The sequence below is a fragment of the Burkholderia torrens genome (assembly GCF_984668525.1).
The window spans coordinates 1,006,858-1,031,020 of sequence record NZ_OZ480211.1; the positions used below are offsets into that span (position 1 = coordinate 1,006,858).

23 protein-coding genes and 2 tRNA genes are annotated in these 24,163 nt (G+C 67.4%); 13 read left to right on the top strand and 12 right to left on the bottom strand.

What is annotated here, in order from left to right; all coding sequences use genetic code 11:
• Positions 1-283 precede the first annotated feature (283 nt).
• The 3 genes from AC5LXX_RS04635 (at position 284) to AC5LXX_RS04645 (ending at position 4,830) form a co-directional block, all read left to right on the top strand.
• Positions 284-2,593, top strand: a complete 2,310-nt coding sequence (locus AC5LXX_RS04635; RefSeq protein ID WP_493410638.1) for a DNA translocase FtsK — start codon at positions 284-286, stop codon at positions 2,591-2,593.
• Between the two features lie 46 nt (positions 2,594-2,639).
• On the top strand, positions 2,640-3,329 hold the full coding sequence (lolA, locus tag AC5LXX_RS04640; RefSeq protein WP_174994317.1) for an outer membrane lipoprotein chaperone LolA: 690 nt from the start codon (positions 2,640-2,642) through the stop codon (positions 3,327-3,329).
• A 190-nt stretch (positions 3,330-3,519) separates the two neighbouring features.
• Positions 3,520-4,830 (top strand): replication-associated recombination protein A, encoded by a 1,311-nt coding sequence (locus AC5LXX_RS04645; protein WP_034187350.1) that lies wholly within the window; start codon positions 3,520-3,522, stop codon positions 4,828-4,830.
• A gap of 45 nt (positions 4,831-4,875) precedes the next feature.
• On the opposite strand, the gene AC5LXX_RS04650 is transcribed toward AC5LXX_RS04645, so the two are convergent.
• Positions 4,876-5,145 (bottom strand): DUF2164 domain-containing protein, encoded by a 270-nt coding sequence (locus AC5LXX_RS04650; protein WP_048243121.1) that lies wholly within the window; start codon positions 5,143-5,145, stop codon positions 4,876-4,878.
• A 250-nt stretch (positions 5,146-5,395) separates the two neighbouring features.
• Between AC5LXX_RS04650 and serS the strand changes: the two genes are divergently transcribed.
• The 3 genes from serS to AC5LXX_RS04665 all read left to right on the top strand — a co-directional run bounded on the left by serS (position 5,396) and on the right by AC5LXX_RS04665 (position 8,745).
• Complete coding sequence (serS, locus tag AC5LXX_RS04655; RefSeq protein ID WP_493410639.1) at positions 5,396-6,697, top strand: serine--tRNA ligase; 1,302 nt, start codon at positions 5,396-5,398, stop codon at positions 6,695-6,697.
• Positions 6,698-6,813: 116 nt separating this feature from the next.
• A tRNA-Ser gene (locus AC5LXX_RS04660) sits at positions 6,814-6,904 on the top strand.
• A 305-nt stretch (positions 6,905-7,209) separates the two neighbouring features.
• Complete coding sequence (locus AC5LXX_RS04665) at positions 7,210-8,745, top strand: methyl-accepting chemotaxis protein (protein ID WP_493410640.1); 1,536 nt, start codon at positions 7,210-7,212, stop codon at positions 8,743-8,745.
• Between the two features lie 54 nt (positions 8,746-8,799).
• Here the strand turns inward: AC5LXX_RS04665 and AC5LXX_RS04670 are convergent, their stop codons facing one another.
• Positions 8,800-9,960, bottom strand: coding sequence for an alkane 1-monooxygenase (locus tag AC5LXX_RS04670; RefSeq protein ID WP_493410641.1), 1,161 nt, complete (start codon positions 9,958-9,960; stop codon positions 8,800-8,802).
• Positions 9,961-10,627: 667 nt separating this feature from the next.
• On the opposite strand from AC5LXX_RS04670, the gene AC5LXX_RS04675 reads away from it, so the two are divergent.
• The 5 genes from AC5LXX_RS04675 to AC5LXX_RS04695 all read left to right on the top strand — a co-directional run bounded on the left by AC5LXX_RS04675 (position 10,628) and on the right by AC5LXX_RS04695 (position 13,799).
• Complete coding sequence (locus AC5LXX_RS04675) at positions 10,628-11,140, top strand: GNAT family N-acetyltransferase (protein WP_185658131.1); 513 nt, start codon at positions 10,628-10,630, stop codon at positions 11,138-11,140.
• A 169-nt stretch (positions 11,141-11,309) separates the two neighbouring features.
• Positions 11,310-12,095, top strand: a complete 786-nt coding sequence (gene minC, locus AC5LXX_RS04680; protein WP_493410642.1) for a septum site-determining protein MinC — start codon at positions 11,310-11,312, stop codon at positions 12,093-12,095.
• A gap of 59 nt (positions 12,096-12,154) precedes the next feature.
• Positions 12,155-12,970, top strand: a complete 816-nt coding sequence (gene minD, locus AC5LXX_RS04685; RefSeq protein ID WP_085039699.1) for a septum site-determining protein MinD — start codon at positions 12,155-12,157, stop codon at positions 12,968-12,970.
• A gap of 12 nt (positions 12,971-12,982) precedes the next feature.
• A complete protein-coding gene (gene minE / locus AC5LXX_RS04690; RefSeq protein ID WP_006486661.1) occupies positions 12,983-13,237 on the top strand; it encodes a cell division topological specificity factor MinE in 255 nt (84 codons plus the stop codon).
• Positions 13,238-13,397: 160 nt separating this feature from the next.
• The gene (locus AC5LXX_RS04695; protein ID WP_493410643.1) at positions 13,398-13,799 is read left to right on the top strand and encodes a YXWGXW repeat-containing protein; all 402 of its coding nucleotides are present in this window, start codon (positions 13,398-13,400) and stop codon (positions 13,797-13,799) included.
• Positions 13,800-13,915: 116 nt separating this feature from the next.
• Here the strand turns inward: AC5LXX_RS04695 and AC5LXX_RS04700 are convergent, their stop codons facing one another.
• Positions 13,916-15,472 carry a chloride channel protein gene (locus AC5LXX_RS04700; RefSeq protein ID WP_493410644.1) on the bottom strand — a complete coding sequence of 519 codons (1,557 nt, stop codon included), beginning with the start codon at positions 15,470-15,472 and terminating at the stop codon, positions 13,916-13,918.
• 172 nt (positions 15,473-15,644) lie between these two features.
• Here AC5LXX_RS04700 and waaC point away from each other — a divergent pair, with 172 nt between their 5' ends.
• A complete protein-coding gene (waaC, locus tag AC5LXX_RS04705; RefSeq protein ID WP_493410645.1) occupies positions 15,645-16,643 on the top strand; it encodes a lipopolysaccharide heptosyltransferase I in 999 nt (332 codons plus the stop codon).
• A 19-nt stretch (positions 16,644-16,662) separates the two neighbouring features.
• Here waaC and AC5LXX_RS04710 read toward each other — a convergent pair whose 3' ends face one another.
• The 9 genes from AC5LXX_RS04710 to rph all read right to left on the bottom strand — a co-directional run bounded on the left by AC5LXX_RS04710 (position 16,663) and on the right by rph (position 23,061).
• On the bottom strand, positions 16,663-16,842 hold the full coding sequence (locus tag AC5LXX_RS04710) for a hypothetical protein (protein WP_493410646.1): 180 nt from the start codon (positions 16,840-16,842) through the stop codon (positions 16,663-16,665).
• Positions 16,843-16,946: 104 nt separating this feature from the next.
• Positions 16,947-18,257 (bottom strand): MFS transporter, encoded by a 1,311-nt coding sequence (locus AC5LXX_RS04715; protein ID WP_493410647.1) that lies wholly within the window; start codon positions 18,255-18,257, stop codon positions 16,947-16,949.
• A gap of 302 nt (positions 18,258-18,559) precedes the next feature.
• Positions 18,560-19,051 carry an energy transducer TonB family protein gene (locus tag AC5LXX_RS04720; protein ID WP_493410648.1) on the bottom strand — a complete coding sequence of 164 codons (492 nt, stop codon included), beginning with the start codon at positions 19,049-19,051 and terminating at the stop codon, positions 18,560-18,562.
• Positions 19,052-19,303: 252 nt separating this feature from the next.
• Positions 19,304-19,597 (bottom strand): hypothetical protein, encoded by a 294-nt coding sequence (locus AC5LXX_RS04725; protein ID WP_124448980.1) that lies wholly within the window; start codon positions 19,595-19,597, stop codon positions 19,304-19,306.
• 175 nt (positions 19,598-19,772) lie between these two features.
• Positions 19,773-20,168 (bottom strand): hypothetical protein, encoded by a 396-nt coding sequence (locus AC5LXX_RS04730; protein ID WP_493410649.1) that lies wholly within the window; start codon positions 20,166-20,168, stop codon positions 19,773-19,775.
• A 149-nt stretch (positions 20,169-20,317) separates the two neighbouring features.
• A tRNA-Ser gene (locus tag AC5LXX_RS04735) sits at positions 20,318-20,405 on the bottom strand.
• Positions 20,406-20,449: 44 nt separating this feature from the next.
• Positions 20,450-21,664: a radical SAM family heme chaperone HemW gene (gene hemW, locus AC5LXX_RS04740; RefSeq protein WP_493410650.1), complete on the bottom strand. Its 1,215-nt coding sequence runs from the start codon at positions 21,662-21,664 to the stop codon at positions 20,450-20,452.
• A 37-nt stretch (positions 21,665-21,701) separates the two neighbouring features.
• Complete coding sequence (gene rdgB / locus AC5LXX_RS04745) at positions 21,702-22,328, bottom strand: RdgB/HAM1 family non-canonical purine NTP pyrophosphatase (RefSeq protein WP_493410651.1); 627 nt, start codon at positions 22,326-22,328, stop codon at positions 21,702-21,704.
• Between the two features lies 1 nt (position 22,329).
• Positions 22,330-23,061 carry a ribonuclease PH gene (gene rph, locus AC5LXX_RS04750; protein ID WP_493410652.1) on the bottom strand — a complete coding sequence of 244 codons (732 nt, stop codon included), beginning with the start codon at positions 23,059-23,061 and terminating at the stop codon, positions 22,330-22,332.
• A gap of 174 nt (positions 23,062-23,235) precedes the next feature.
• On the opposite strand from rph, the gene AC5LXX_RS04755 reads away from it, so the two are divergent.
• On the top strand, positions 23,236-24,159 hold the full coding sequence (locus AC5LXX_RS04755; RefSeq protein ID WP_124448970.1) for a YicC/YloC family endoribonuclease: 924 nt from the start codon (positions 23,236-23,238) through the stop codon (positions 24,157-24,159).
• Positions 24,160-24,163 lie beyond the last annotated feature (4 nt).

Genomic DNA, 24,163 nt, shown 5'->3' on the forward strand with positions numbered 1-24,163 from the left:
GCGCGGCGCAACGGACGCGCACGTGGGGCGGGCAGGGCGCGCGGCGGCGCGTTGCCGCAGATGCGCGGCGGGGCGTGGTGCCGGATCGCGGCGGCGGACCGGCGGCGCCCCACGACGGGTCGGAGCGGGGCGAAAGGGCCGCCGTGGAGTGCATCTGCCGCGTTGGCCTTGCCCCGTCCCTGTTATGTAACCGTCATTTACACTTGGCGGCCCGGTGCAGCGTTTACAATAAGCGCGATCGAACGACAGGCGGGCGCATGGCTCGTCCTCTTTATACGGATTCATGGCAAAAGCTCCTTATTCCGCCCAGGCACAGGCGTTGCCGCACCGGATGTCGAAGCTCCTCACGGAGATCCGCTGGATTCTCCAGGTTGCGCTCTGCGCCTTTCTGGTGATGGCCCTGCTGAGCTACAGCCGGCGCGATCCGAGCTGGACGCACGCCGCCCAGGTCGATCACATCTCGAACTGGGCCGGTCGCGTCGGCGCGTGGACGGCCGACATCATCCTGTTGCTGTTCGGCCTGTCGGCCTACTGGCTGATCGTGCCGCTCGGGCGGCGCATCGCCGCCAACTACCGCCGCATCACGCGCCACGAGGCGATTCCCGACGAACCCGAGCGGCCGATCGGCTGGCTCACCGAAATCTTCGCGTTCGTGCTGGTCGTGCTCGCGTGCGACGGCATCGAGGCGCTGCGCATGTGGTCGCTGAAGGTGCAGTTGCCGCGCGCGCCGGGCGGCGTCGTCGGCGAGGCCGTCGCCGGTGCGATGTCGCATGCGTTCGGCTTCACGGGCGGCACGCTGCTGCTGCTGATCGCGCTCGCGATCGGCCTGTCGCTGTATTTCCGCTTCTCGTGGCTGTCGGTCGCCGAGCGCGTCGGCGGCGCAATCCTGTCCGCCGTCAACGTCGCGAAGCTGCGCCGCGAGGCCGAGCGCGACCGCAAGCTCGGCGAGGCCGCGGCCGTGCGCCGCGAAGGCAAGGTCGAAGAGGAGCGCGTGCGCATCGAGGATCACGAGCCCGTGACGATCGTGCCGCCGGTCGTCACGCCGGCGAAGTCCGAGCGCGTCGAGCGCGAGCGCCAGGTGCCGCTGTTCACCGACCTGCCAGGCGATTCGACGCTGCCGCCGGTGTCGCTGCTCGACCCCGCGCCGAAGACGCAGGAAGCGATTTCCGCCGACACGCTCGAATTCACGTCGCGCCTGATCGAGAAGAAGCTGAAGGACTTCGGCGTCGAGGCGAGCGTCGTCGCCGCGTATCCGGGCCCGGTCGTCACGCGCTACGAGATCGAGCCGGCCACCGGCGTGAAGGGCAGCCAGATCGTCAACCTCGCGAAGGATCTCGCGCGCTCGCTGTCGCTCGTGTCGATCCGCGTCGTCGAGACGATCCCCGGCAAGAACTACATGGCGCTCGAGCTGCCGAACCAGCGCCGCCAGACCGTGCACCTGTCCGAGATCATCGGCTCCGAGGTGTACGCGGCCGCGTCGTCGGCGCTGACGCTGAGCCTCGGCAAGGACATCGGCGGCAAGCCGGTGTGCGCGGATCTCGCGAAGATGCCGCACCTGCTGGTGGCCGGCACGACCGGTTCGGGCAAGTCGGTCGGGATCAACGCGATGATCCTGTCGCTGCTGTACAAGGCCACGGCCGAACAGGTGCGCCTGATCCTGATCGATCCGAAGATGCTCGAAATGAGCGTCTACGAAGGCATTCCGCACCTGCTGTGCCCGGTCGTCACCGACATGCGCCAGGCCGGCCATGCGCTGAACTGGACGGTCGCGGAGATGGAGCGCCGCTACAAGCTGATGAGCAAGCTCGGCGTGCGCAACCTCGCCGGCTACAACAACAAGATCGACGATGCGGCGAAGCGCGAGGAGAAGATTCCGAATCCGTTCAGCCTGACGCCCGAGGATCCGGAGCCGCTCGGCCGCCTGCCGAACATCGTCGTCGTGATCGACGAGCTGGCCGACCTGATGATGGTCGTCGGCAAGAAGGTCGAGGAACTGATCGCACGGATCGCGCAGAAGGCGCGCGCGGCCGGCATCCACCTGATCCTCGCGACGCAGCGTCCGTCCGTCGACGTGATCACCGGCCTGATCAAGGCGAACGTGCCGACGCGGATCGCGTTCCAGGTGTCGTCGAAGATCGACTCGCGCACGATTCTCGACCAGATGGGTGCCGAGTCGCTGCTCGGGATGGGCGACATGCTGTACCTGCCGCCGGGCACCGGGCTGCCCGTGCGCGTGCACGGCGCATTCGTCGCCGACGACGAAGTGCATCGCGTCGTCGACAAGCTCAAGGAGCAGGGCGAGCCGAACTACGTCGAGGGGCTGCTCGAAGGCGGCACCGCCGACGGCGACGAGGGCTCGGCCGGCGCGGGAACCGGCGAAGGCGGCGGCGAGTCTGATCCGCTGTACGACCAGGCGGTCGAGATCGTCATCAAGAACCGCCGCGCGTCGATCTCGCTCGTGCAGCGTCATCTGCGGATCGGCTATAACCGCGCGGCGCGGCTGCTCGAGCAGATGGAACAGTCGGGGCTCGTGTCGGCGATGTCGTCGAGCGGCAACCGCGAAATTCTTGTGCCGGCGCGCGACGCGGAATGAGTCCGCGGCGCCCGCAGCGCCGGCCACCCAGGGAGAAAACCGCATCATGCAGCAACTTTCGTTCGCCCCTTCCCTTCGTTCGACGCGGCGCTGGCTCGGCGCGGCGCTCGCCGGCGCATCGCTGATGCTCGCGGCGACGCACGCGTTCGCGGGCGGCACCGAGCAGCTGAAGGCCTTCGTGTCGCAGGTGCGTTCGGCGAAGGGCGATTTCACGCAGCAGATCGTCAAGGCGCCGGCCAAAGGCGCGAGCGCCGCGCAGGCTGCGCCGAAACCCACCGACAATTCGAGCGGCACGTTCGTGTTCGCGCGTCCCGGCAAGTTCATCTGGACGTACCAGAAGCCGTACCAGCAGGTGCTGCAGGCCGACGGCGACAAGCTGTACGTGTACGACCGCGACCTGAACCAGGTCACCGAGCGCAAGCTGAACGGCGCGCTGGGCGCGAGCCCTGCCGCGATCCTGTTCGGCAGCAACGATCTCGACAAGAACTACACGCTGCGCGATGCCGGCGAGAAGGGCGGCATCGAGTGGCTCGAGATGCTGCCGAAGGCGCAGGACACGCAGTTCCAGCGGATCGGCATCGGCTTCCGGAACGGCACGCTCGCCGCGATGGAACTGCACGACGTGTTCGGCAACGTCACGCTGCTGACGTTCACGAACATCCAGACGAACCCGCCGCTGAAGGGCGACACGTTCAAGTTCGTCGTGCCGAAGGGCGCCGACGTGATCACCGGCTGACCGGCGCCGCGCGCCGTTCTCCCGCAACGGGCCTGCCGGCGACGGCAGGCCCGTGTTGTTTGTACGCACGGGCACCAGGCGCGGGCACCCAGGCGCGGGCACCAGGCACGGCGGCGCCGTCGCGCGGCTGTCATAATGTTAGGTCCGGCGGCCGGTTCGGCCGCCATCGTTTGATGTGGAGCGAGGGTTCATGTCCGACCTGTTTCAAGTCGAGCCGCGCCGCCCGCTCGCCGAGGCGCTGCGGCCGAAGACGCTCGCCGAGGTGATCGGCCAGACGCATTTGCTGGGCGAAGGCAAGCCGCTGCGGCTCGCGTTCGAATCGGGCAAGCCGCATTCGATGATCCTGTGGGGGCCGCCCGGCGTCGGCAAGACGACGCTCGCCCGGCTCACCGCGCTCGCGTTCGACTGCGAATTCATCGCGCTGTCCGCGGTGCTCGGCGGCGTGAAGGACATCCGCGAGTCGATGGAGCAGGCGAAGGACACGCTGAACCGCACCGGCCGCCATACGATCCTGTTCGTCGACGAGATCCACCGCTTCAACAAGGGGCAGCAGGATGCGTTGCTGCCGTTCGTCGAGTCGGGCCTCGTCACCTTCATCGGCGCGACCACCGAGAACCCGAGCTTCGAGGTCAACTCGGCACTGCTGTCGCGTGCGCAGGTGTACGTGCTGAAGTCGCTGAACGACGACGAGATGCGCCAGCTGCTGAAGCGTGCGCAGGAAATCGCGCTCGACGGCCTCGCGTTCGACGACAAGGCGATCGACACGCTGGTCGGCTATGCGGACGGCGACGCGCGGCGCTTCCTGAACCTGCTCGAGCAGGCGCAGACGGCGGCGACGTCGGCCGGCGTCGCGACGATCGATGCCGACTTCGTCAGCAGCGCGATGACGCTGAACGCGCGTCGCTTCGACAAGGGTGGCGACAACTTCTACGACCAGATTTCGGCGCTGCACAAGTCGGTGCGCGGGTCGAGCCCGGACGGCGCACTGTACTGGTTCTGCCGGATGATCGACGGCGGCGCCGATCCGAAGTATCTCGCGCGGCGCATCGTGCGGATGGCGTGGGAAGACATCGGCCTCGCCGATCCGCGCGCGCTGCAGGTGGCGAACGACGCGGCCGAAACCTACGAGCGGCTCGGTTCGCCGGAAGGCGAGCTCGCGCTCGGGCAGGCGGTGATCTATCTCGCGTGCGCGGCGAAGAGCAACGCCGGCTACAACGCGTTCAACCAGGCGATGGCGTTCGTGAAGCAGGACAAGTCGCGCGAGGTGCCCGTGCACCTGCGCAACGCGCCGACCAAGCTGATGAAGGAACTCGGCTACGGTCACGCATACCGTTACGCGCACGACGAGCCGAATGCCTATGCGGCCGGCGAGACGTACCTGCCGGACGGGATGCGCGAGCCGCGCTGGTACCAGCCGGTGCCGCGCGGGCTCGAATCGAAGATCGCCGACAAACTCGCGTGGCTGCGCGAACTCGACCGCGAGGCCGGCAAGAAGGACTGACACGGCATCGCACGGGCCCATTCGGCCTGCGCGGATGCCGCTGCGTCAGCGCTTGCGGCCCGGCTGCTGTTTCTTCCAGTATTCGAACGGCTCTTCGTGGCATTCGATGTCGAGTTCGGCGACGCGCGCATGCAGGCGTTCCTGCGCGTCGGCGATTGCGAGGTTGTAAATCGCCGGCGCGATCTCCTCGACGAAGAAGTGCAGCAGCGCGCCGGCCTGGATGTTGCCGATCGGCTCGTCCATGTTTTCTGTGAAATAGCGTTGCAGCGACGCGATTGCGCGGTCGCGGACATCCTTGTCGAGTTCGATGGCCATCGGGTTCCCTGAGGTGCGGTGATGCGAAACGGGGGGCTTCGCCTGATGCGTTGCTGCCAGCCGGCGCGGCTGTTTTGCGATTCGCAACGGTCGCGTGCGCCGCGATTCGCCGGCCGCCGGCGTACGGGCCGGCCAGGCCATGTTGCCACGGCCGCCGCCCGTTTGCGCCATTGTCCATCCGGCCGGTGCCGTGGCGGCCGCGCGGTGCGTTAGAATTCCCGTCTTACACAACGATTTTCCAAGTCCTCCCATGCTCGACATCCAGTTGCTGCGCAAAGACCTCGACGGCGTCGCGAAGCGCCTCGCCGATCGCGGCTACACCCTCGACGTCGCCGCGTTCTCCGCACTCGAAGCGGAACGCCGCGCGATCCAGACCCACACCGAAGAGCTCCAGGCGCGCCGCAACAGCCTGTCGAAGCAGATCGGCGCGATGAAGGGGAAGGGCGAGGACACGTCGGCCGTGATGGCCGAGGTCGGCGGCATCGGCGACGACATGAAGGCGTCGGAAGCCAAGCTCGCCGACATCCAGGCGCGCCTGTCCGAGCTGATGCTGGGCATGCCGAACGTCGCGCACGAAAGCGTGCCGGTCGGCACGGACGAAGCCGGCAACGTCGAGGCGCGCCGCTGGGGCACGCCGCGCCAGTTCGATTTCGAGGTGAAGGATCACGTCGACGTCGGCACGCCGCTCGGCCTCGATTTCGAGACGGGCGCGAAGCTCGCCGGCGCACGCTTCACGATGCTGCGCGGCCCGATCGCACGCCTGCATCGTGCACTCGCGCAGTTCATGATCGACACGCACACGCAGCAGCATGGCTATACCGAGACGTACACGCCGTACATCGTGAACCCCGAGATTCTCTACGGCACGGGCCAGTTGCCGAAGTTCGCGGACGACATGTTCCGCGTCGAGAAGGGCGGCGCCGAGAACACGGTCACGCAATACCTGATCTCCACGTCTGAGATCTCGCTGACGAACACCGTGCGCGAGTCGATCGTCGACGCAGCCGCGCTGCCGATCAAGCTGACCGCGCATTCCCCGTGCTTCCGCTCGGAAGCCGGTTCGTACGGCCGCGACACGCGCGGGATGATTCGCCAGCACCAGTTCGACAAGGTCGAGATGGTGCAGGTCGTCGCGCCGGAAACGTCGTACGCGGCGCTCGACGAGATGGTCGGCCATGCGGAAGCGATCCTGCAGAAGCTCGGCCTGCCGTACCGCGTGATCACGCTGTGCACGGGCGACATGGGCTTCTCGGCCGCGAAGACGTTCGACCTCGAAGTGTGGCTGCCCGCGCAGAACACCTATCGCGAGATCTCGAGCTGCTCGAACACCGAGGCGTTCCAGGCGCGCCGGATGCAGGCGCGTTTCCGCAACGCGCAGGGCAAGCCGGAGCTCGTGCATACGCTGAACGGTTCGGGTCTCGCGGTGGGCCGCACGCTCGTCGCGGTGCTGGAGAACTACCAGAACGCGGACGGCTCGGTCACGGTGCCGGAAGCGCTGCGTTCGTACATGGGCGGCATGGAGCGCATCGACGCGCCTGCACAGGCGTCGTAACGCAGGCGTTCGAAGCCCTCGCGAAAAAAATTGCAGAAAGGGCTTGTCAGACGCGAAGCAATCGTCTTATAATCTTTTTCTCGCGGAAACGACCAGCCGCGAGATGCAGTAAGGAAGGAGAGGTGGCAGAGTGGTCGAATGTACCTGACTCGAAATCAGGCGTACGGTTTCCCCGTACCGTGGGTTCGAATCCCACCCTCTCCGCCAAAATACGAAGCCCCTTGATCCGGAAGGATCAAGGGGTTTTTCGTTTTGGGCCTGCGACGCGTGTGTGTCGGATGCGCGTGTCGCATTCGCACCGCCGTCGATCGTGTCGTCCACCGTTGGATGGCGCGCCCGCGCATGGCAAGGATGCCGCACCTTACGCAATCCAGCTGCCCTGATCAGATCGAGCTGCGCCCAGGTCTTTGCCGTTTTCCTCAGCTTTAAGCCTTCGACACCCGCGCCGTTAACACGGTGCGGCGGCCGGCACCCGTGCCGTGCCGCATCGTTTCCCGTCGATTCAAGGTCCCATGAAGCTGAGCTACAAGATTCCCCTCGCATTCGCTGTCGCACTGTTGCTGATGTTCGGCGGCGCGCTATACGGCATCCATATCCTCAACCGGTCGATCGATACGTTCGCCGAAGACGTACAGACGAACGTCGGCAACGAACGGCTCGTGTCGGCCACGCTCGTGCAATTCAAGCTGCAGGTGCAGGAATGGAAGGACACGCTGCTGCGCGGCAAGCAGTCCGACAAGCTCGACCGGTACTGGCAGGCGTTCCAGACACGCGAGCGGTCGGTCGATGCGCTCGCCGCGCAACTCGTCCGCCAGTTGCCGGCCGGCGAGAGCCGCTCGCTCGTCGAGCAGTTCATGCGTGCGCATACCGCAATGGGCGACGGCTACCGGCGCGGCTTCGACGCGTTCAAGGCGGCCGGCTTCGATCCGTCGGCCGGCGATGCGGCCGTGGCGGGCGTCGACCGTGAGCCTGCCGCGCTGCTGGAGCGGGCCGCGAAGTCGATCGCCGACGAAAGCGCGGCCGTGTCTGCGCAGGCGAGCCGCGACGCGCAGCACGCGACCACCGCGAGCCTTGCGCTGATGCTGGTCGTGCTCGGCGTCGCGATGGTCGGCGCGTTCCTGTTCAGCCGCGCGATCCTGCGTCCGCTCGATCGTGCGGTGGCGTGCGCGCAGGCCGTCGCCGAAGGCGACCTGACGCGCGACGTCGACGCGGCCGGACGCGACGAGATCGCCGATCTGCTGCGCGCGTTGCAGACGATGCAGACGAGCCTGTCCGGCGTCGTGCTCGAGGTGCGCACGCACGCGGAAGCCGTCGCGACCGCGAGCGCGCAGATCGCGTCGGGCAACCACGACCTGTCGGCGCGTACCGAGTCGCAGGCCGCTTCGCTCGAGGAGACGGCGGCCAGCATGACCCAGCTGACCGGCATCGTGCGCCAGTCGGCCGAGCATGCGCAGCACGCGGCGCAATTGGCGCAAGACGCGTCGCAGATCGCGTCTGCCGGCGGTGGCGTGATGACGGACGCCGTTCACACGATGAACGGTATCGCCGACAGCGCGGCGAAGGTCGGCGAGATCATCGCGGTGATCGACGGCATCGCATTCCAGACCAACATCCTCGCGTTGAACGCGGCCGTCGAAGCGGCGCGCGCAGGCGAGCAGGGGCGCGGCTTTGCGGTTGTCGCCGCGGAAGTGCGCACGCTCGCGCAGCGCAGCGCGTCGGCTGCGAAGGAGATCAAGGGACTCATCGAGCAATCGACGCAGCGGGTCGACGAAGGCGCGGTGCTGATCGGCCGCGCGGGCGAATCGATTCACGAGATCGTGGGCGCGGTGCAGCGCGTGACGACGATCGTCGGCGAGATCTCGTCCGCGTCGCAGGAGCAGAGTGGCGGCATCCAGCAGGTGAATGTCGCGGTCACGCAGATGGATGAAGCGACGCAGCGCAACGCGGCGCTCGTCGAGCAGGCCACGGCCGCGACGCAGGCGCTGGCCGAGCAGGCGAGCGCGCTGCGGCACGCGGTGGCCGTGTTCCGGCTGCCTGAAACGGCGTGACGGCTGTCGGTGTGGCGGAGTTCGTGCCTGTTCACGCGGCCCCGCCGCCGCCCATCACGCCGCGGCCGGATACTGCGCGAGCACCCTCGCGCGAATCGACGGCTTGATGTTCGATTGCGCCATGTTGCCGCCGTAGTGCGCAACGACGCGCGGATTCATCACGCGATACCAGAGCGGCGGCACGTACGCGAACAGGATCATCGTCGCGTAGCCGGCCGGCAGTTGCGGCGCATCGTCGAAGTGGCGCAGCGCCTGGTACGAGCGCGTCGGGTTCGCATGATGGTCGGCGTGCCGCTGCAACTGGTACAGGAACAGGTTGGTGACGACGTGATTGCTGTTCCACGAATGCTGCGGCGTACAGCGTTCGTAGCGGCCGCTCGGCAGCTTGCGGCGGCCGAGCCCGTAGTGCTCGACGTAGTTCACGACTTCGAGCAGCGATGCGCCGTAGACGGCCTGGATCACGAGGAACGGGATCACGACCTTGCCGGCCATCGCGATCGCGATGCCCCACACGACGACGGTCATCGCCCACGCGTGCAGCACCTCGTTGCGCCAGGTCCACGGCGAATGCCCGAGCCGTTCGAGGCGTGCCTTCTCGAGCCGCCATGCCGAGCGGATGCTGCCGGTCACGGTGCGCGGCAGGAATGCCCAGAACGACTCGCCGAAGCGCGCGCTCGCCGGATCCTCGGCCGTCGCGACGCGCACGTGGTGGCCGCGGTTGTGTTCGACGTAGAAGTGACCGTAAGCGACCGGCGCGAGCGTGATCTTCGCGAGCCAGCGCTCGAAGCGGTCGGTCTTGTGTCCGAGCTCGTGCGCGGTATTGATCGAGATGCCCGTCGAGGCGCCGAGCGACAGCGCGAAGCCGACGTAGTCGTACCATTCGAGCGCGTGCGTGCCGACGATCCGGACGCACATGAAGAACGCGACGTATTCGACGAACGTCGCCAGATAGACGATGTACCGGTAATAGCGCTCGCGCTCGAGGTGCGGCACGACGGCCTCGGGCGGATTGTCGCGATCGTCGCCGATCAGTGTGTCGAGGATCGGGATCACACCGAACGCGAACAGCGGGCCGAACCACCAGAACACGTGCAGGCCCGTCGCCAGCGCGAGCTGCGCGGCGAGGATCGGCAGCGTGATCGTCAGTGCGCCGAGCAGCCACAGGTAACGCTTGCCATCCGACCAGCCCGAAGCCGATCCGTCGGTCATTGCCATTGTCTCCCTCCAGTCAGCGGGCCCGGTGGGCGGCCGCATGCACAGTTGTTCGAATCTTCGTGGGCCCGCGCCGCGCGCGGTGACACCGGATCGTTGCCCGGTTCTGCCTGTTATACGACTCGTGCGCACGCTTGCCAACGCCCGCGCTAGGCGTGCGACTCCAAACGAAGGGGCGTGCACGAGCCATGCCGAGAAGGGCCGGCTCGCGCTGATTGAAACGTGCAACGGAGACCGGCGCGGCCTGCGCGTGCCGCGTGATTGTCAGATGAATCGCGCGGTGCGGTCTGCGCGAGTGTCGTTCTTGCGTGCTCGCAACAAATGTTGCATCGCAATAAACAAAGTGGCGAAGGCACTGCGGGAGCGCGCTTTTTGTTTGCTTATATTACGCAGCATTACGACGCCGGAGCGACATGCGACGCGCTTCGAAACGCGACTGCCGCGCATCGCAAGGCGAACGGGGCGAGACGTCGGGCGGCGAGTGCTCGACCGTCATCCGTCGGCACGCGTCGGCATGCCGATGCTGCACCTGCACACCGGTTGCCTCGTGCCGCTGCGGGTGACAACCGTTGCCTTTCGATCGGCGCCGTCATTTGAAAATAACGATTTGACTCGTGCCCTGCTTTCGGTTGAAGCTAGTAGCTTGCTGTCCGAAGGGGGCTGTGCCTGCATGAGTTCGACCTTGACCGTTCGTCGTATCGTTGCCGACCAGGGCGGCGTGTATCGCGAACTCCGCGCCGCATCGCTGCGTGAGCCCTACGCGCCGGGCGAAGCGCCGGAGGCCGAATTGCTGACCGTCGAAGCGGACGCAGCGTCGGCGATTGCCGCGCTGCGCGCCGTGTCCGACGAATCGACGACTTTCCTGCTGTACACCGAAGGCCATCCGGCCGGCATGATCGGCGCGTATTTCGACAACACGCCCGATCGGCGCGCGTTCGTCAGCGAGCTGTGGGTCGCGCACGCGGTGCGTCATCTGCGCGGCGGCGTGCTGCTGCTGGAGACGGCCACCGCCTGGCTCGCCGAGCGCGGCGCCGGCGAGGTCTATGCATGGATCGCCGATGCGAACCGCAACGCGATCCGTTTCTACGAGCGTGCTGGTTTCGGCAATACCGGCGAACACGCGCCGATCGCGCGGCTGCCCGGCGCGATGAAATCGCTGTTCGTGTCGCAGGTGAAGCACTGACGCCCCGTCGAAACGCGGGCCGCGCGGCGCGATGAAGGCCCGGCCGCCCGCCAGCCTGCCCGCCTGCCGGTTGCGTGCCCGCCTGGGCCGCCGCAACCCCGAGTCCCAAAAATAATGGCCGCACGCGTGGACGCCTGTAAAATACGCAAAAAATTTTTGCAGAGTGTCCATGTCGCTTAAAAAATCGCCATTCTTCGAGCTGCGCAGCGGATCGGTCGATACGTTGCTGTTCACCGTGAAGACGACCGATCTCGATGCGTTGCGTGCCGAACTGGTCAAGCGCTTCGAAGCGACCCCCGAGTTTTTCGCCGACGATGTCGTCGCGATCGACGTCCGCCGCCTGGCTGACGGCGAGCGCGTCGCGCTCGCGGACATCCGGCAGATGCTGAACGACGTGCGGATGCGCCCGGTGGGCGTCGTCGCACTGGCAACGCAGGGCTGGGCGGGGGAAGCCGGCCTGCCGTTGCTCGAGGCGCGCGATCGCCGCGCGCCGGCCGCGAAACACGCGGACGAAGCGGACCCGGCGGCTGTGCCAGCCGTCGAGGCCGCCGCCGCTCCGGCAGCCGCAACGGCGCCCGAACAGTCGTCGGAAGCCGCGCCGACACTGTTGCAGACCGGCGGCCAGACGCTCGTGATTGACCGGCCGTTGCGTTCGGGGCAGCAGATTTACGCGAAAGGAGACCTCGTGGTGCTCGCGCCGGTCAGTCACGGTGCGGAGATCATCGCGGAAGGCAATATCCACATCTACGCGCCGTTGCGCGGCCGCGCACTCGCGGGCGTGCACGGCAATCACGACGCGCGCATTTTCTGCACGTGTCTCGAACCGGAACTGATTTCGATCGCGGGTATCTATCGAACCACCGAGAACCCATTGCCCGCCGAAGTACTGGGCAAATCGGTGCAGATCCGGCTCGAAGAGGAAAAATTGATGATCGAACCGCTGCGCCTGACGTAAATCACGCGGCACGCTCCGGATCGATCGGCTCTCATTGACGAACACAGGGTATTGGGTAAATGGCAAAAATCATCGTGGTGACCTCGGGCAAGGGCGGCGTGGGCAAGACGACGACGAGCGCGAGCTTCGCGTCCGGTATCGCGCTGCGCGGCCACAAGACGGCCGTGATCGACTTCGACGTCGGCCTGCGCAACCTCGATCTCATCATGGGCTGCGAGCGTCGCGTCGTGTATGACCTCGTGAACGTGATCCAGGGCGAAGCGAACCTGAACCAGGCGCTGATCAAGGACAAGAAGTGCGAGAACCTGTTCATCCTGCCGGCGTCGCAGACGCGCGACAAGGATGCGCTGACGCGCGACGGCGTCGAGAAGGTGCTGAACGACCTCGTCGCGATGGACTTCGAATACATCGTCTGCGATTCTCCGGCCGGTATCGAGGCCGGTGCGCTGCACGCGATGTACTTCGCCGATGAAGCGCTGATCGTCACGAACCCGGAAGTGTCGTCGGTGCGTGACTCGGACCGCATTCTGGGCATCCTGTCGTCGAAGACGAAGCGCGCGACCGAAGGCAAGGAGCCGATCAAGGAACACCTGCTGATCACGCGCTACAGCCCGAAGCGCGTGAGCGAAGGCGAGATGCTGTCGCTCGAGGACATCAGCGAGATCCTGCGCATCAAGCTGATCGGCGTGGTGCCCGAGTCGGAAGCCGTGCTGCACGCATCGAACCAGGGTCTGCCGGCCGTGCATATCGACGGTACCGACGTCGCCGAAGCGTACAAGGACGTCGTCGCCCGCTTCCTCGGCGAGGACAAGCCGCTGCGCTTCACCGATTACCAGAAGCCGGGCCTGCTGCAGCGCCTCTTCGGCAGCAAGTAACGGAGGCCGCCCATGTCCATCCTTTCGTTTCTCCTCGGCGAGAAGAAGAAGTCCGCATCGGTCGCGAAGGAGCGCCTGCAGCTCATCATCGCGCACGAGCGGGTCGGCGGCCGGCCGCCGGCCGATTACCTGCCGGCGCTGCAGAAGGAGCTCGTCGCGGTCATCTCGAAGTACGTCCATATTTCGAACGATGACATCCGCGTGAGCCTCGAGCGCCAGGACGACCTCGAAGTCCTCGAAGTGAAGATCGAGATCCCGCAAGCCTGACGCTTGCCGGTGTCCCTCCGCACGGCGGCACCCGCCGCCGTGCGCGTCTTACGCCCTGTTGCACTTTCGGGCACGCCGTAACACGGCGCCTGTCGGCCGTAACCGCCTCTCCCGCATTGAACGAATACGCTCGCGTAACTTGTTCAACCAGGAGGTTGTGATGGCTGTCCCTACCGTTCAACGTCGTATCGTTTCGCTCGCGCTGTTTGCCGCGGGCCTGTCAGCCGTCGTCGCGCCGTTTGCCGCCCATGCGGACGAGATTCTCGTCGGCACACCCGTGATCGCGCCGCAGGGCCGCGTGGTCATCGCCGAGCCGGTTGCCGTGCGCACCGAGGAGATCGTCGTCGTTGCGCCGAACGCGCCGCCGCCCGTGCGCTACGAGGTCGTGCCGACCGCGCGCGTGGGCTACGTGTGGGAACGCGGACACTGGCACTGGGATCATGGCCGCTACGCGTGGATCGGCGGCCACTGGGAAGCCGAACGCATCGGCATGCAATGGGTGCCGGGCCATTGGGACCAGCGCGGTCCGAACTGGTTCTGGACGCGCGGCCACTGGGCGTGACGGAGGCGCGGGATGAAACGAACCGTCATTGCCATCGCGCTCGTCGCGATCACGCTGGCCGGATGCATCGTCGTGCCGGCGCGGCCCGTCTACTATCGGCCGGCACCGGTCGTGATCTACTGAGCGCCGCGCGTGCCGGGTTGCGTCGGGCCGTTCGCGCCGGATGCAGCCGGTTCGTCGCCATGCGGCGCCGGCGCGTGCACGGTACTGTCGCCCGGCGTTGCGGCGGCCGGCTCCTCGCCTTCGTCGCGCAGCGTGTCGAGCGGATCGGCGGGCGCGGCGGCGGCGTCCTGCGGCTCGGTCACGGCGGTCGCGGCTGCCGCGCTCGCTGCCGATGCCGATGCCGATGCGGCGGGTTCGGTGGCCGCGGCGGGCGGCGCGAGATAGCGCAGCGCGAGCGTTTCGTAGAGCGGCGGCGCGAAAAAGCGCGATACGCGGCTCGACACCAGTGCGGTCGCCATCAGCGAAATCACGAGCGCATGACCGTTTATCATTTCCATCACGATCACGAACGACGTGATCGGCGACTGCGTGACGGCCGCCAGATAGCCGACCATCGCGAGGGCGATCAGCATCGGCAGGCTCATGTTGCTGAACACGACGTGCAGCAGGTTGCCGAAGCCGGCGCCGATCGACAGCGACGGCGCGAAGATCCCGCCCGGGATGCCCGGCAGGTACGACGCGACCATCGAGATCATCTTCAGGAACGGATAGAACACCGACAGGTGCTGGCTGCCGTCGAGCAGGCCGCGCGCCTCGGCGTAGCCGCTGCCGAAGGTCGTGCCGCCCGACACGAGGCCGACGACGGCGATCGCGAACCCGCACGCCGCGGCGAACGTGATCGGCCGTTCGCGATACAGGCCCAGCAGTCGCTCGGGCAGCCAGCGCCCGGTATTGAGCAGCAGCCAGCAGAACAGGCCGCCGGCGATACCCGTGACGATTGCGGTGACCAGCACCGCGACCGCCAGCAGTTTCGGGAAATGGAGGCCGGCATCGATCGTGCCGAAATACGTATAGTTGCCGTTCAGCCCGAGCGCGACGACGCCGGCGAGGATGATCGCGGTGATCAGCACGCCGCTTGCGCGCGCGGAGAAGCTGCGCGTCAGCTCCTCGATGGCGAACACGATCCCGGCGAGCGGCGTGTTGAACGCGGCCGACAGCCCGGCCGCCGCGCCGGCCAGTACGAGCTGGCGTTCGATCTGCGCGTTCGAGCGCGGGTAGAAGCGCCGCAGGTTGAACATCAGCGCCGCGCCGACCTGCACGGTCGGCCCCTCGCGGCCGATCGTGAAGCCGCCCAGGATGCCCAGGAACGAAATCAGCACCTTGCCGAACAGGATGCGCAGCGTCAGCAGCCGGGCGCCGAACGCGCTCGGGCGCGCATGCAGCGTCGCGATCACCTGCGGGATGCCGCTGCCTTCGGCGCCGCGGAAGAACCGGCGCGTGAGCCATACCGACACGGCGGCGATCGCGGGCGTCAGCAGTAGCGGCAGCCACACCGCGTGCTCGCGCATCGCGCGGAAGGACTCGTAGCCCCAGTCGATCAGACGCGCGTAAAGTACGGCGGCGAGCCCGACGACGATCGCACCGAGCCAGAAGATGCCGTACTGGCGCCAGATGCGCAGCGAGCGGCGGGTGAGGGCGGGAAACAGGGCGGGAATGGCGGGGCGTGGCATCGGCGCGGGCCGCAAGGCAAAGACCGAATTATAAAAAGAACCGGGTACCATTGGGGGCGACAAAAAAACACAAGGCAGATGCATTTTGTTGCAAATGTAATGCTGGCGTAATGTCAGTGCACGGCAACCGTCGCTAGCATGACGAATGGCCAGCCAGGAATCTCCACAGAACGTGAAACGCATCCTCATCGTGAAAGTGACGTCGCTCGGCGACGTCGTCCAGACGTTGCCTGTCGTCGCGGACCTGCATCGCGCCTTTCCCGGCGTGACGGTCGACTGGGCCGTGGACGAATCGTGTGCCGAGGTCGTGCGCTGGCATCCGGGCGTGAGCGCCGTGCTGTGCGCACCGCTGCGCCGCTTCAAGAAACTCCGGAACGCCGGCGACCTGAAGGCGATTTCGGCATCGATCGGCGCGTTGCGGGCTCATCGCTACGATGCGGTCATCGACCTGCATGGCGTGTACAAGAGCGCGATCATTTCGGCGCTGGCGCGTGCCGCACGACGGGTCGGCTACCAGACGCAGGATCTCGGCGAAACGGGTGCGCGCTTCGCGTATTCGCATCGCTTCGGCCCGCGGCCGGACTGCGATGCGTGGCACGGCATGCGCGTGAGCGCCGGCGAGGCGCTGGGTTACCGGCCCGAAGGCCCCGCCACCTACGGCGTCGTCCCGCCGCAGGGCGTGAACCTGCCGCCCGCCGTGACCGACGACACACCTTTCATGCTGCTGTTCCATGCGACGTCCAATCCGGACAAGAAATGGCCGGCCGACCATTGGGCCGCGCTCGCCACGCAGATGATGGCGCGCGGCGTACGCGTGCTGCTGCCGTGGGGCTCGAGCGCGGAGCATGACGATGCGAAGGACATCGCCGCGCGTGCACCGGGCGCAGTCGTGTTACCGGCGATGACGGTGCGCGAACTCGGTGCGGCGCTCGGACGGGCCGCGCTGGTGGTGGGTGTCGATACGGGGTTCGTCCACATGGCGCATGCGCTGCAGCGGCCGACCGTGATGATCTTCGTTGCGACGTCGCGTCACCATTGCGGTATCGGCGGCGCACCGAACGCGCTGTCGATCGGCGAGCCGGGCGCGATGCCGTCCGTCGACGAGGCGCTGGACGCGATCGATGCGGTTGCTCCTGCCTATGGCGCCGTGCGCGCGCGCCTGACCGCCTGACGGCGCGCTGCGGGCCGGTTCAGGCCAGCAGCGCCTCGACCGTGACGACGGCGGCGATCGCCGCCAGATTCGCCAGCAGTGCCTCGAACACGAGGCCGCGCCATGTCTGCGGCCGGAACCGTAGCGCGAGCAGCAGGGCGCCGCCCAGCGCGAGCGCGAGGATCAGGACGAGATCGGCATTGCCGAGGCGGATGTTCATGGCGGCGGCTCCTTTCGGGGCGGGATCCCCGGGCGCGCAACGGCGCGCCCAGGATCGAGTATAGGCAGCGCCGGCCGCCGCACAACCCGGGTCGCCCCGGAGGCTCAGACGAGCGACGCGTCGCGCGTTTCGCGCATCAGCAGCACGCCGATCAGGCTGATCGCCGCCGCGACCGACACATAGCCGCCCACCCACGACAGCCCGCCGCGCGCCGCCAGCAGCTGCGCGATATACGGTGCGATCGACGCGCCGAGAATCCCGCCGAGGTTGTAGGCGACGCCCGCGCCCGTATAGCGGACGTTGGTCGGGAACAGTTCCGGCAGCAGCGCGCCCATCGGCGCGAACGTCACGCCCATCAGGAACAGCTCGATCGTCAGGAACAGCGCGGCGAGCGGCATCGAGCCGCTGCCGAGCAACGGCTCCATCGCGAAACCCGACAGCAGCGCGGCGATGGCGCCGGCGATCAGCACCGGCTTGCGGCCGAAGCGGTCCGACGCCCATGCGGAAAGCGGCGTCGCGAGCCCCATGAACACGACGGCGAAACACAGCAGTCCGAGGAAGCTCTGGCGCGGAATATGCAGCGCCGACACGCCGTACGACAGCGAGAACACCGTCGAGATATAGAACAGCGTGTAGCAGACGACCATCGCGAGCGCGCCGAGCAGCGTCGGCTGCCAGTGCTGGGTGACGAGCGTCGCGACCGGCACGCGCACGCGTTCGTTGCGGTCGAGCGCGGCCTGGAACGCGGGCGTTTCGGTGATCTTGAGCCGCACGTACAGGCCGAGCGCGACGAGCACCGCGCTGACGAGGAACGGAATGCGCCAGCCCCAGCTGCGGAACTGTTCGTCGGACAGCGACAGCGCGAGCGCGAAGAACAGGCCGTTCGACATCAGGAAGCCGACCGACGGCCCCAGTTGCGGGAACATCCCGAACCAGCCGCGCTTGCCCTGCGGCGCGTGCTCGGTCGCGAGCAGCGCCGCGCCGCCCCATTCGCCGCCGAGGCCGATCCCCTGGCCGAAGCGCAGCACGCACAGCAGCACCGGTGCAAGCGCGCCGATCGCGTCGTAGCCGGGCACGAAGCCGATCGCGGTGGTCGACACGCCCATCACGAGCAGCGACGCGACGAGCGTCGACTTGCGGCCGATGCGGTCGCCGAAGTGCCCGAACAGGAACGAGCCGATCGGGCGTGCGATGAACGCGATGCCGAACGTGACGAACGCGGACAGCGCCTGCGCGGTCGCGGAACCGTGCGGGAAGAACACGGGGCCGATGACGAGCGCGGCGGCCGTTGCATACACATAGAAATCGTAGAACTCGATCGCGGTGCCGATGAAGCTCGCGAACACGATGCGCCGGTGGCTGACGGCGCCGGCCGAACCGGTTGCGTGAGCAACGGTCGGGGGGGATGCGGACATGGATGTCTCCGTTTTGTCGTTTGGGGGGCGGCTGGGCGTGCGGTCGGGCAGGCAGGATGCCTGCCGGGAGCAGCCGAGCGGATGATGCGGATGACGCGATGGCGGCGTGGACGCACGCCGTGGCGCGAACGTCACCCGCCGGTCGACGATGGAGACGGGTACGTCGCCGCCGCCCGGTGCCGGCGTGGTCGGCTCGCATGCCGGGTGGGGCGCGCGAACGCGCGCGCGGCGTGATGGCCGCGCGAGTGCGGAAAATTATAGCCAGCGCTGCCGCACACCGGCAATCGTGCGACGGCGGCGCGTCAGTCGATCGATTGCGCCTGCGCGGACGCCGTGCTTTGCAACTGGAAGTGGCCGTCGTCGTTGAAGAGCCAGCCTTCCATCAGTTCGAGCCGGCCGTTGCCGTCGAGGAGCCGCGACGGCGGCGGCGGCAGCGGCGCCGAGCGGCGCAGCGACGCGAGGGCGAGCGCTTCCGCCTCGCTGTCGCCGTTGCTGCGATAGACGGACGCGTTGACGAGCCGGCCGTCGCCATCGACGGTGAAGGACACGACGACGAGCGAGCGGAGCATGGCTTGCGGCGAGCCATGCAGCATGCCCGACGGATTGCGTTCGGCGACACGCTGCGCGACCTCGACGCGATACTGGTCGAGGCTGCCGCTGCGCGTGATCGAAGGAATCGTCAGGATCGAGTGCAGTGAAGGCGGCGGCGTGATCGTGCACGCCGCGAGCAGGGCGGCGGCGGCCAGCGCGGCAACACGCAGCCGATCGACGCGCGGACGGAGAAGGGGGCGCATGGGAGACTGGCCGGGAGTGACGATAAAAAAATGATAGGCGCACGGACGCGAGCCGATATCGGGACAAACGCATAACGCGCGAGGCCGGATGTCGCGATTGCTGATGGCGATCGCCGGGCGTCACGCCGCCCGTTCGCGACGTGACGTGACATGTGACAGTGCGCTCGACCGGCGCGTGCGTTGCACGGATGAAAGGTGGCGCACGCGCGTCGCGGCCTGCCGATGCAGCACCGCGTCCACTGTTCGCGCGCGTCAGAATCCGTGCGTGACGAGCGACAGCACCGACAGGTCGGGGTGCGTCCCGTCGATGATGCTCTTGCCGATGTGGACGGCTTCGTGGACGGCTTCATCGAGGCTCGCGAAGCTTTCCTCGCCGTCGGCGTGGAACGGTACCGCGTGGCCGGGCAGCGCAGGGTTCGCGCCCGGATGGCACACGTAGCCGGTGTAGGTATACCGCGTGTCGCTGCCGGGCACGGCGGCCGGCACGACATGGATCTCGAAGCCTTCGTAATCGACGGGTTCCGTCGCGCTCGACAGTTCGGTCATGGCGATCTCCGTGTGCCGCGCGCAGGGGTGGCGCGTGCGGCATCGAGTACGCGGCGGCGGTCGTGTCGCCGTGTTGAACGAATTCTAGGTGATCGCGGGCCGGGCCGGGAGGCTTCCGGGGCGGCGTCCGGCCACGTTCCGTCCCGATTGATGGGGACGGGCGCGCGCGGCTGCGTCAGGGCTTGCAGCGCGCATCCTTGCGCTGCACGACGATGATCACCGGGTATTTCTGGCCGTGGTCGAGCTCCACGCGCGCGACCACGGTGAGCGTCGCCGGATCGGAATCGTCGTACACGCTGACCTGTTCGTTGCGCAGGTAGGTCACGCCGGTGCAGTTCGACGTGCGTCCGTCGTCCGACACCTTGCACTGAAGATCGTTGTCCTTCAGGTAGTTGTAGGGTGACGGGCTCGCGAGGTATTCGCTCAGGCCGCGCGGCGAACCGCCGACGCCGCTGACGGTTGCGATCGCGCACGAGGCCTGGGTGCCGCTGCCGGACGCGGTATCGGCGGCCGCATGCGTGCTGACGGCAGCCAGCATGGCGACGAGCGACGAGACGATGAAGGGCTTCATGAAGTGGGTTTCCCGTTTCGCGAATCGGAGCGCGGGATTGTAACGGCATCGGGCGCAACGCGTCGGAACGTGCGGGAAGGGCGCGCACGGACAAGCCGATAAGCAAAAACCCCGTCATTCAACGAATGGACGGGGTTTGGCGAACTTCCTGGCGGAAGCGGTGAGATTCGAACTCACGGACAGTTTCCCGTCGCCGGTTTTCAAGACCGGTGCCTTAAACCGCTCGGCCACGCTTCCACACGAGGCGGCATTGTAACCGAAATGCCGCCGCGCTCATCCCCTCAATCGTCGCGCAGGAACAATTCCTGCAGGTCGTTGAGGAAACGCTGGCCGAGCGGCGTCGGCGCGATCTGCGCGAAATCGCGCGCGATCAGCCCGCGCCGTTCCGCTTCCTGAAGCGCCGGCTCGATCGTGCTCATCGGCAGGCCCGTGCGTTCGGCGAAGCTGTGCACGGGGAAGCCCTCGACGAGCCGCAGCGTGTTCAGCATGAACTCGAACGGCAGGTCGCGCGCACCGACTTCACGCTCTTCCTGCACGGCATTGCCGGCCTTCGCCTGCTCGATGAAGGTTGCCGGATGCTTGTAGCGTGCCTGCCGCAGGATCCGGTTCGGGAACGACAGCTTCGTGTGCGCGCCCGCGCCGATCCCGAGATAGTCGCCGAAGCGCCAGTAGTTCAGGTTGTGCTTGCACTGATGATTCGGCTTCGCATACGCGGACACTTCGTAGCGCCCGTAGCCGGCCTCGGCCGTGCGCGCGTGGATCCACTCCTGCATGTCGGCCGACGCGTCGTCGTCGGGGACGACGGGCGGGAACTTCGCGAACAGCGTATTCGGCTCGAGCGTCAGGTGATACAGCGACAGGTGCGGCGGCGCGAACGACAGCGCGGTCTCGATGTCGGTGCGGCATTCGTCGAGCGTCTGGTTCGGCAGCGCGAACATCAGGTCGAGGTTGAAGTTGTCGAAGTTCTTCGCGGCGATCTCGACGGCCGCACGTGCCTGCGCGGTGTCGTGAATCCGGCCGAGCGCCTTCAGGTGCGCCTCGTTGAAGCTCTGGATGCCGACCGACAGGCGGTTCACGCCGCTTGCGCGGAACTGCGCGAATTTCGCGGCCTCGAACGTGCCCGGATTCGCCTCGAGCGTGATCTCGGCATCGGCGTCGAGCGGCAGCAGCGCACGCACGTCGGACAGCATCCGGTCGAGGCCGGCCGCCGACAGCAGGCTCGGCGTGCCGCCGCCGATGAAGACGGTATGCACCTGCCGCCCCCACACGAGCGGCAGCGCCTGCTCGAGATCGGCGCGCAGCGCATCGAGGTACTCGGTTTCCGGAAACCGTTCGCCTTTCCATTCGTGCGAGTTGAAATCGCAGTACGGGCACTTGCGCACGCACCACGGGAAATGCACATACAGCGCGAGCGGCGGCAGCGACGTGAGCCGCACCTGGCCGGGCGACGTGAAGGTCGCGACGACGCGCGCGCCGGTTTGCGCGGCCTGGCTCATGCAACCCCCTGCAGCAGCGAACGGGTATCGGGCACGCTCATGCTTCCTCCGCGAGTCGCGCCAGCAGCGCCTTCAGCGCCAGCGCGCGATGGCTGTGGGTGTTCTTCACGGCCGGATTGAGCTCCGCGGCCGTCGCGCCGAGCGCCGGCAGATAGAAATACGGGTCGTAGCCGAATCCGTGCTCGCCGCGCGGCGTGTCGACGATTTCGCCGGCCCAGCGCCCTTCGGCGAACAGCGGTTCGGGATCGTCCGCGTGGCGCACCAGCGCGAGCACGCAGCAATAGTATGCGCGCCGGTCGTCGACGCCGCGCAGTTGCTCGACGAGATACGCGTTGTTCGCCGCGTCGCCCTTGTCGCGGCCCGCGCGCTGCGCGTAGCGCGCCGAGTAGACGCCCGGCGCACCGCGCAGCACGCGCACGCACAGGCCCGAATCGTCGGCGATCGCCGGCAGCCCGGTGAGCCGCGACGCGTGACGCGCCTTCGTCAGCGCGTTCTCGATGAACGTGCCGAACGGCTCTTCCGCTTCGGGCACCGCGAGATCGCCCTGCGGGACGATCTCGATGCCGACCGTCGAGAACAGCGCGGTGAATTCGCGCAGCTTGCCCGGGTTGTTCGACGCGAGGACGATGCGCGACAGCGGCGCGAGGGTGCGGTCGTCCGGCATGTCAGGCGCCCAGCACGTCTTTTTGCAGCTGCACGAGCTCGGCGATGCCGCCCTGCGCGAGGTCGAGCAGCGCATTCATCTCGGCGCGCGAGAACGGCACGCCTTCGGCCGTGCCCTGGACTTCGACGAAGCCGCCGGCGCCCGTCATCACGACGTTCATGTCGGTGTCGCACTGCGAATCTTCCGCATAGTCGAGGTCGAGCACCGGCGCGCCTTGGTACACGCCGACCGAGATCGCGGCCACGTGGTCGGTGATCGGCGAGCGCGCGAGCTTGCCGGCCGCGATCAGCTTCGACACGGCGTCGTGTGCGGCGACGAAGGCGCCGGTGATGCTCGCGGTGCGCGTGCCGCCGTCGGCCTGGATCACGTCGCAGTCGATGTGGATCGTGCGCGGGCCGAGCGCCTCGAGATCGAACACCGCGCGCAGCGCGCGGCCGATCAGGCGCTGAATTTCCTGCGTGCGGCCCGTCTGCTTGCCGCGCGCGGCTTCGCGGTCGCTGCGCGTGTGCGTCGCGCGCGGCAGCATCCCGTATTCGGCGGTCAGCCAGCCTTGCCCGCGGTCGCGCAGGAAGTCGGGCACGCGTTCGGAGACGCTTGCGGTACAGAGCACCTTGGTGTCGCCGAATTCGACCAGCACCGAGCCTTCGGCGTGTTTCGTGTAGTGGCGCGTGAGGGCGACCTTGCGCAGTTCGTCGGCGCGGCGGCCGCTCGGGCGGGAAACGGAAGACGTCATGGGGGAAATCGCGGAAGGAGAGGAAACCCCGATTTTAGCGCCGAACGGCGGGCGTGCCCGGCGGGGTGGTCCGCAAAAATGGGATAATGCGCGCTTCCCGCCCCGCGCTTTCCGATGCGCCGGGCGCCTCGACATATCCCCGCCCGCGAGGGCACCCAGACGGCGAGACGAACCATGATCTACAGCATGACGGGCTACGCGAGCGCGACGCGCGAACTCGTGACGGCCACCGGCAACGGCGGCACCAGCGTGTCGGTCGAACTGCGCACCGTGAACTCGCGCTTCCTCGACCTCAATTTCCGGATGCCGGACGACGTGCGCGCGTGCGAACCCGCGCTGCGCGAAATGCTGATGAACAAGCTGTCGCGCGGCAAGGTCGACGTGCGCATCAACCTGCAGCGCGGCGAACAGAGCATCGGCGCGGGCGCGCTGAACCAGTCGGCGCTCGGCCAGCTGGCCGATCTCGAGCGCGCGGTGCTCGATTCGTTCCCGGGCGTCGGCCGTCTGCGCGCGGGTGAAATCCTGCGCTGGCCCGGCGTGCTCGCCGAGAGCGGCGTGTCGGCGGAAGCGATCCGCGATGCCGTGCTCGCGTGCGGCAAGGAAGCGATCGGCGAACTCGTCGTCGTGCGTTCGCGCGAAGGCGCGCAACTGGCGACGATGCTGCTGTCGAACGTCACCGAGATGGAAGCGATCGTCGCGCGCATCACGCCGCTCGTGCCGGAGCTGATCGCGAAGCATCAGCAGAAGATCGTCGAACGGCTGCAGGAAGCGCTCGGCATCGCGGCGCCGGAAGGCAGCGCGACGATCGTCACGCGCGAGGAAGCCGCGGAACGCATCCGTCAGGAAGTGACGATGTACGGGATCCGGATCGACATCGCGGAAGAGCTGTCGCGCCTCACCGCGCACCTGAACGAAACGCGTCACGTGATCGAGAAGGGCGGCCGCGTCGGCAAGCGTCTCGACTTCATGATGCAGGAGCTGAATCGAGAAGCAAACACGCTCGGCTCGAAGGCGGCGGCGAAGGAACTGGCCGACGCATCGATGGCGCTCAAGCTGTTGATCGAGCAGATGCGCGAGCAAGTGCAAAACCTGGAGTAAAGCA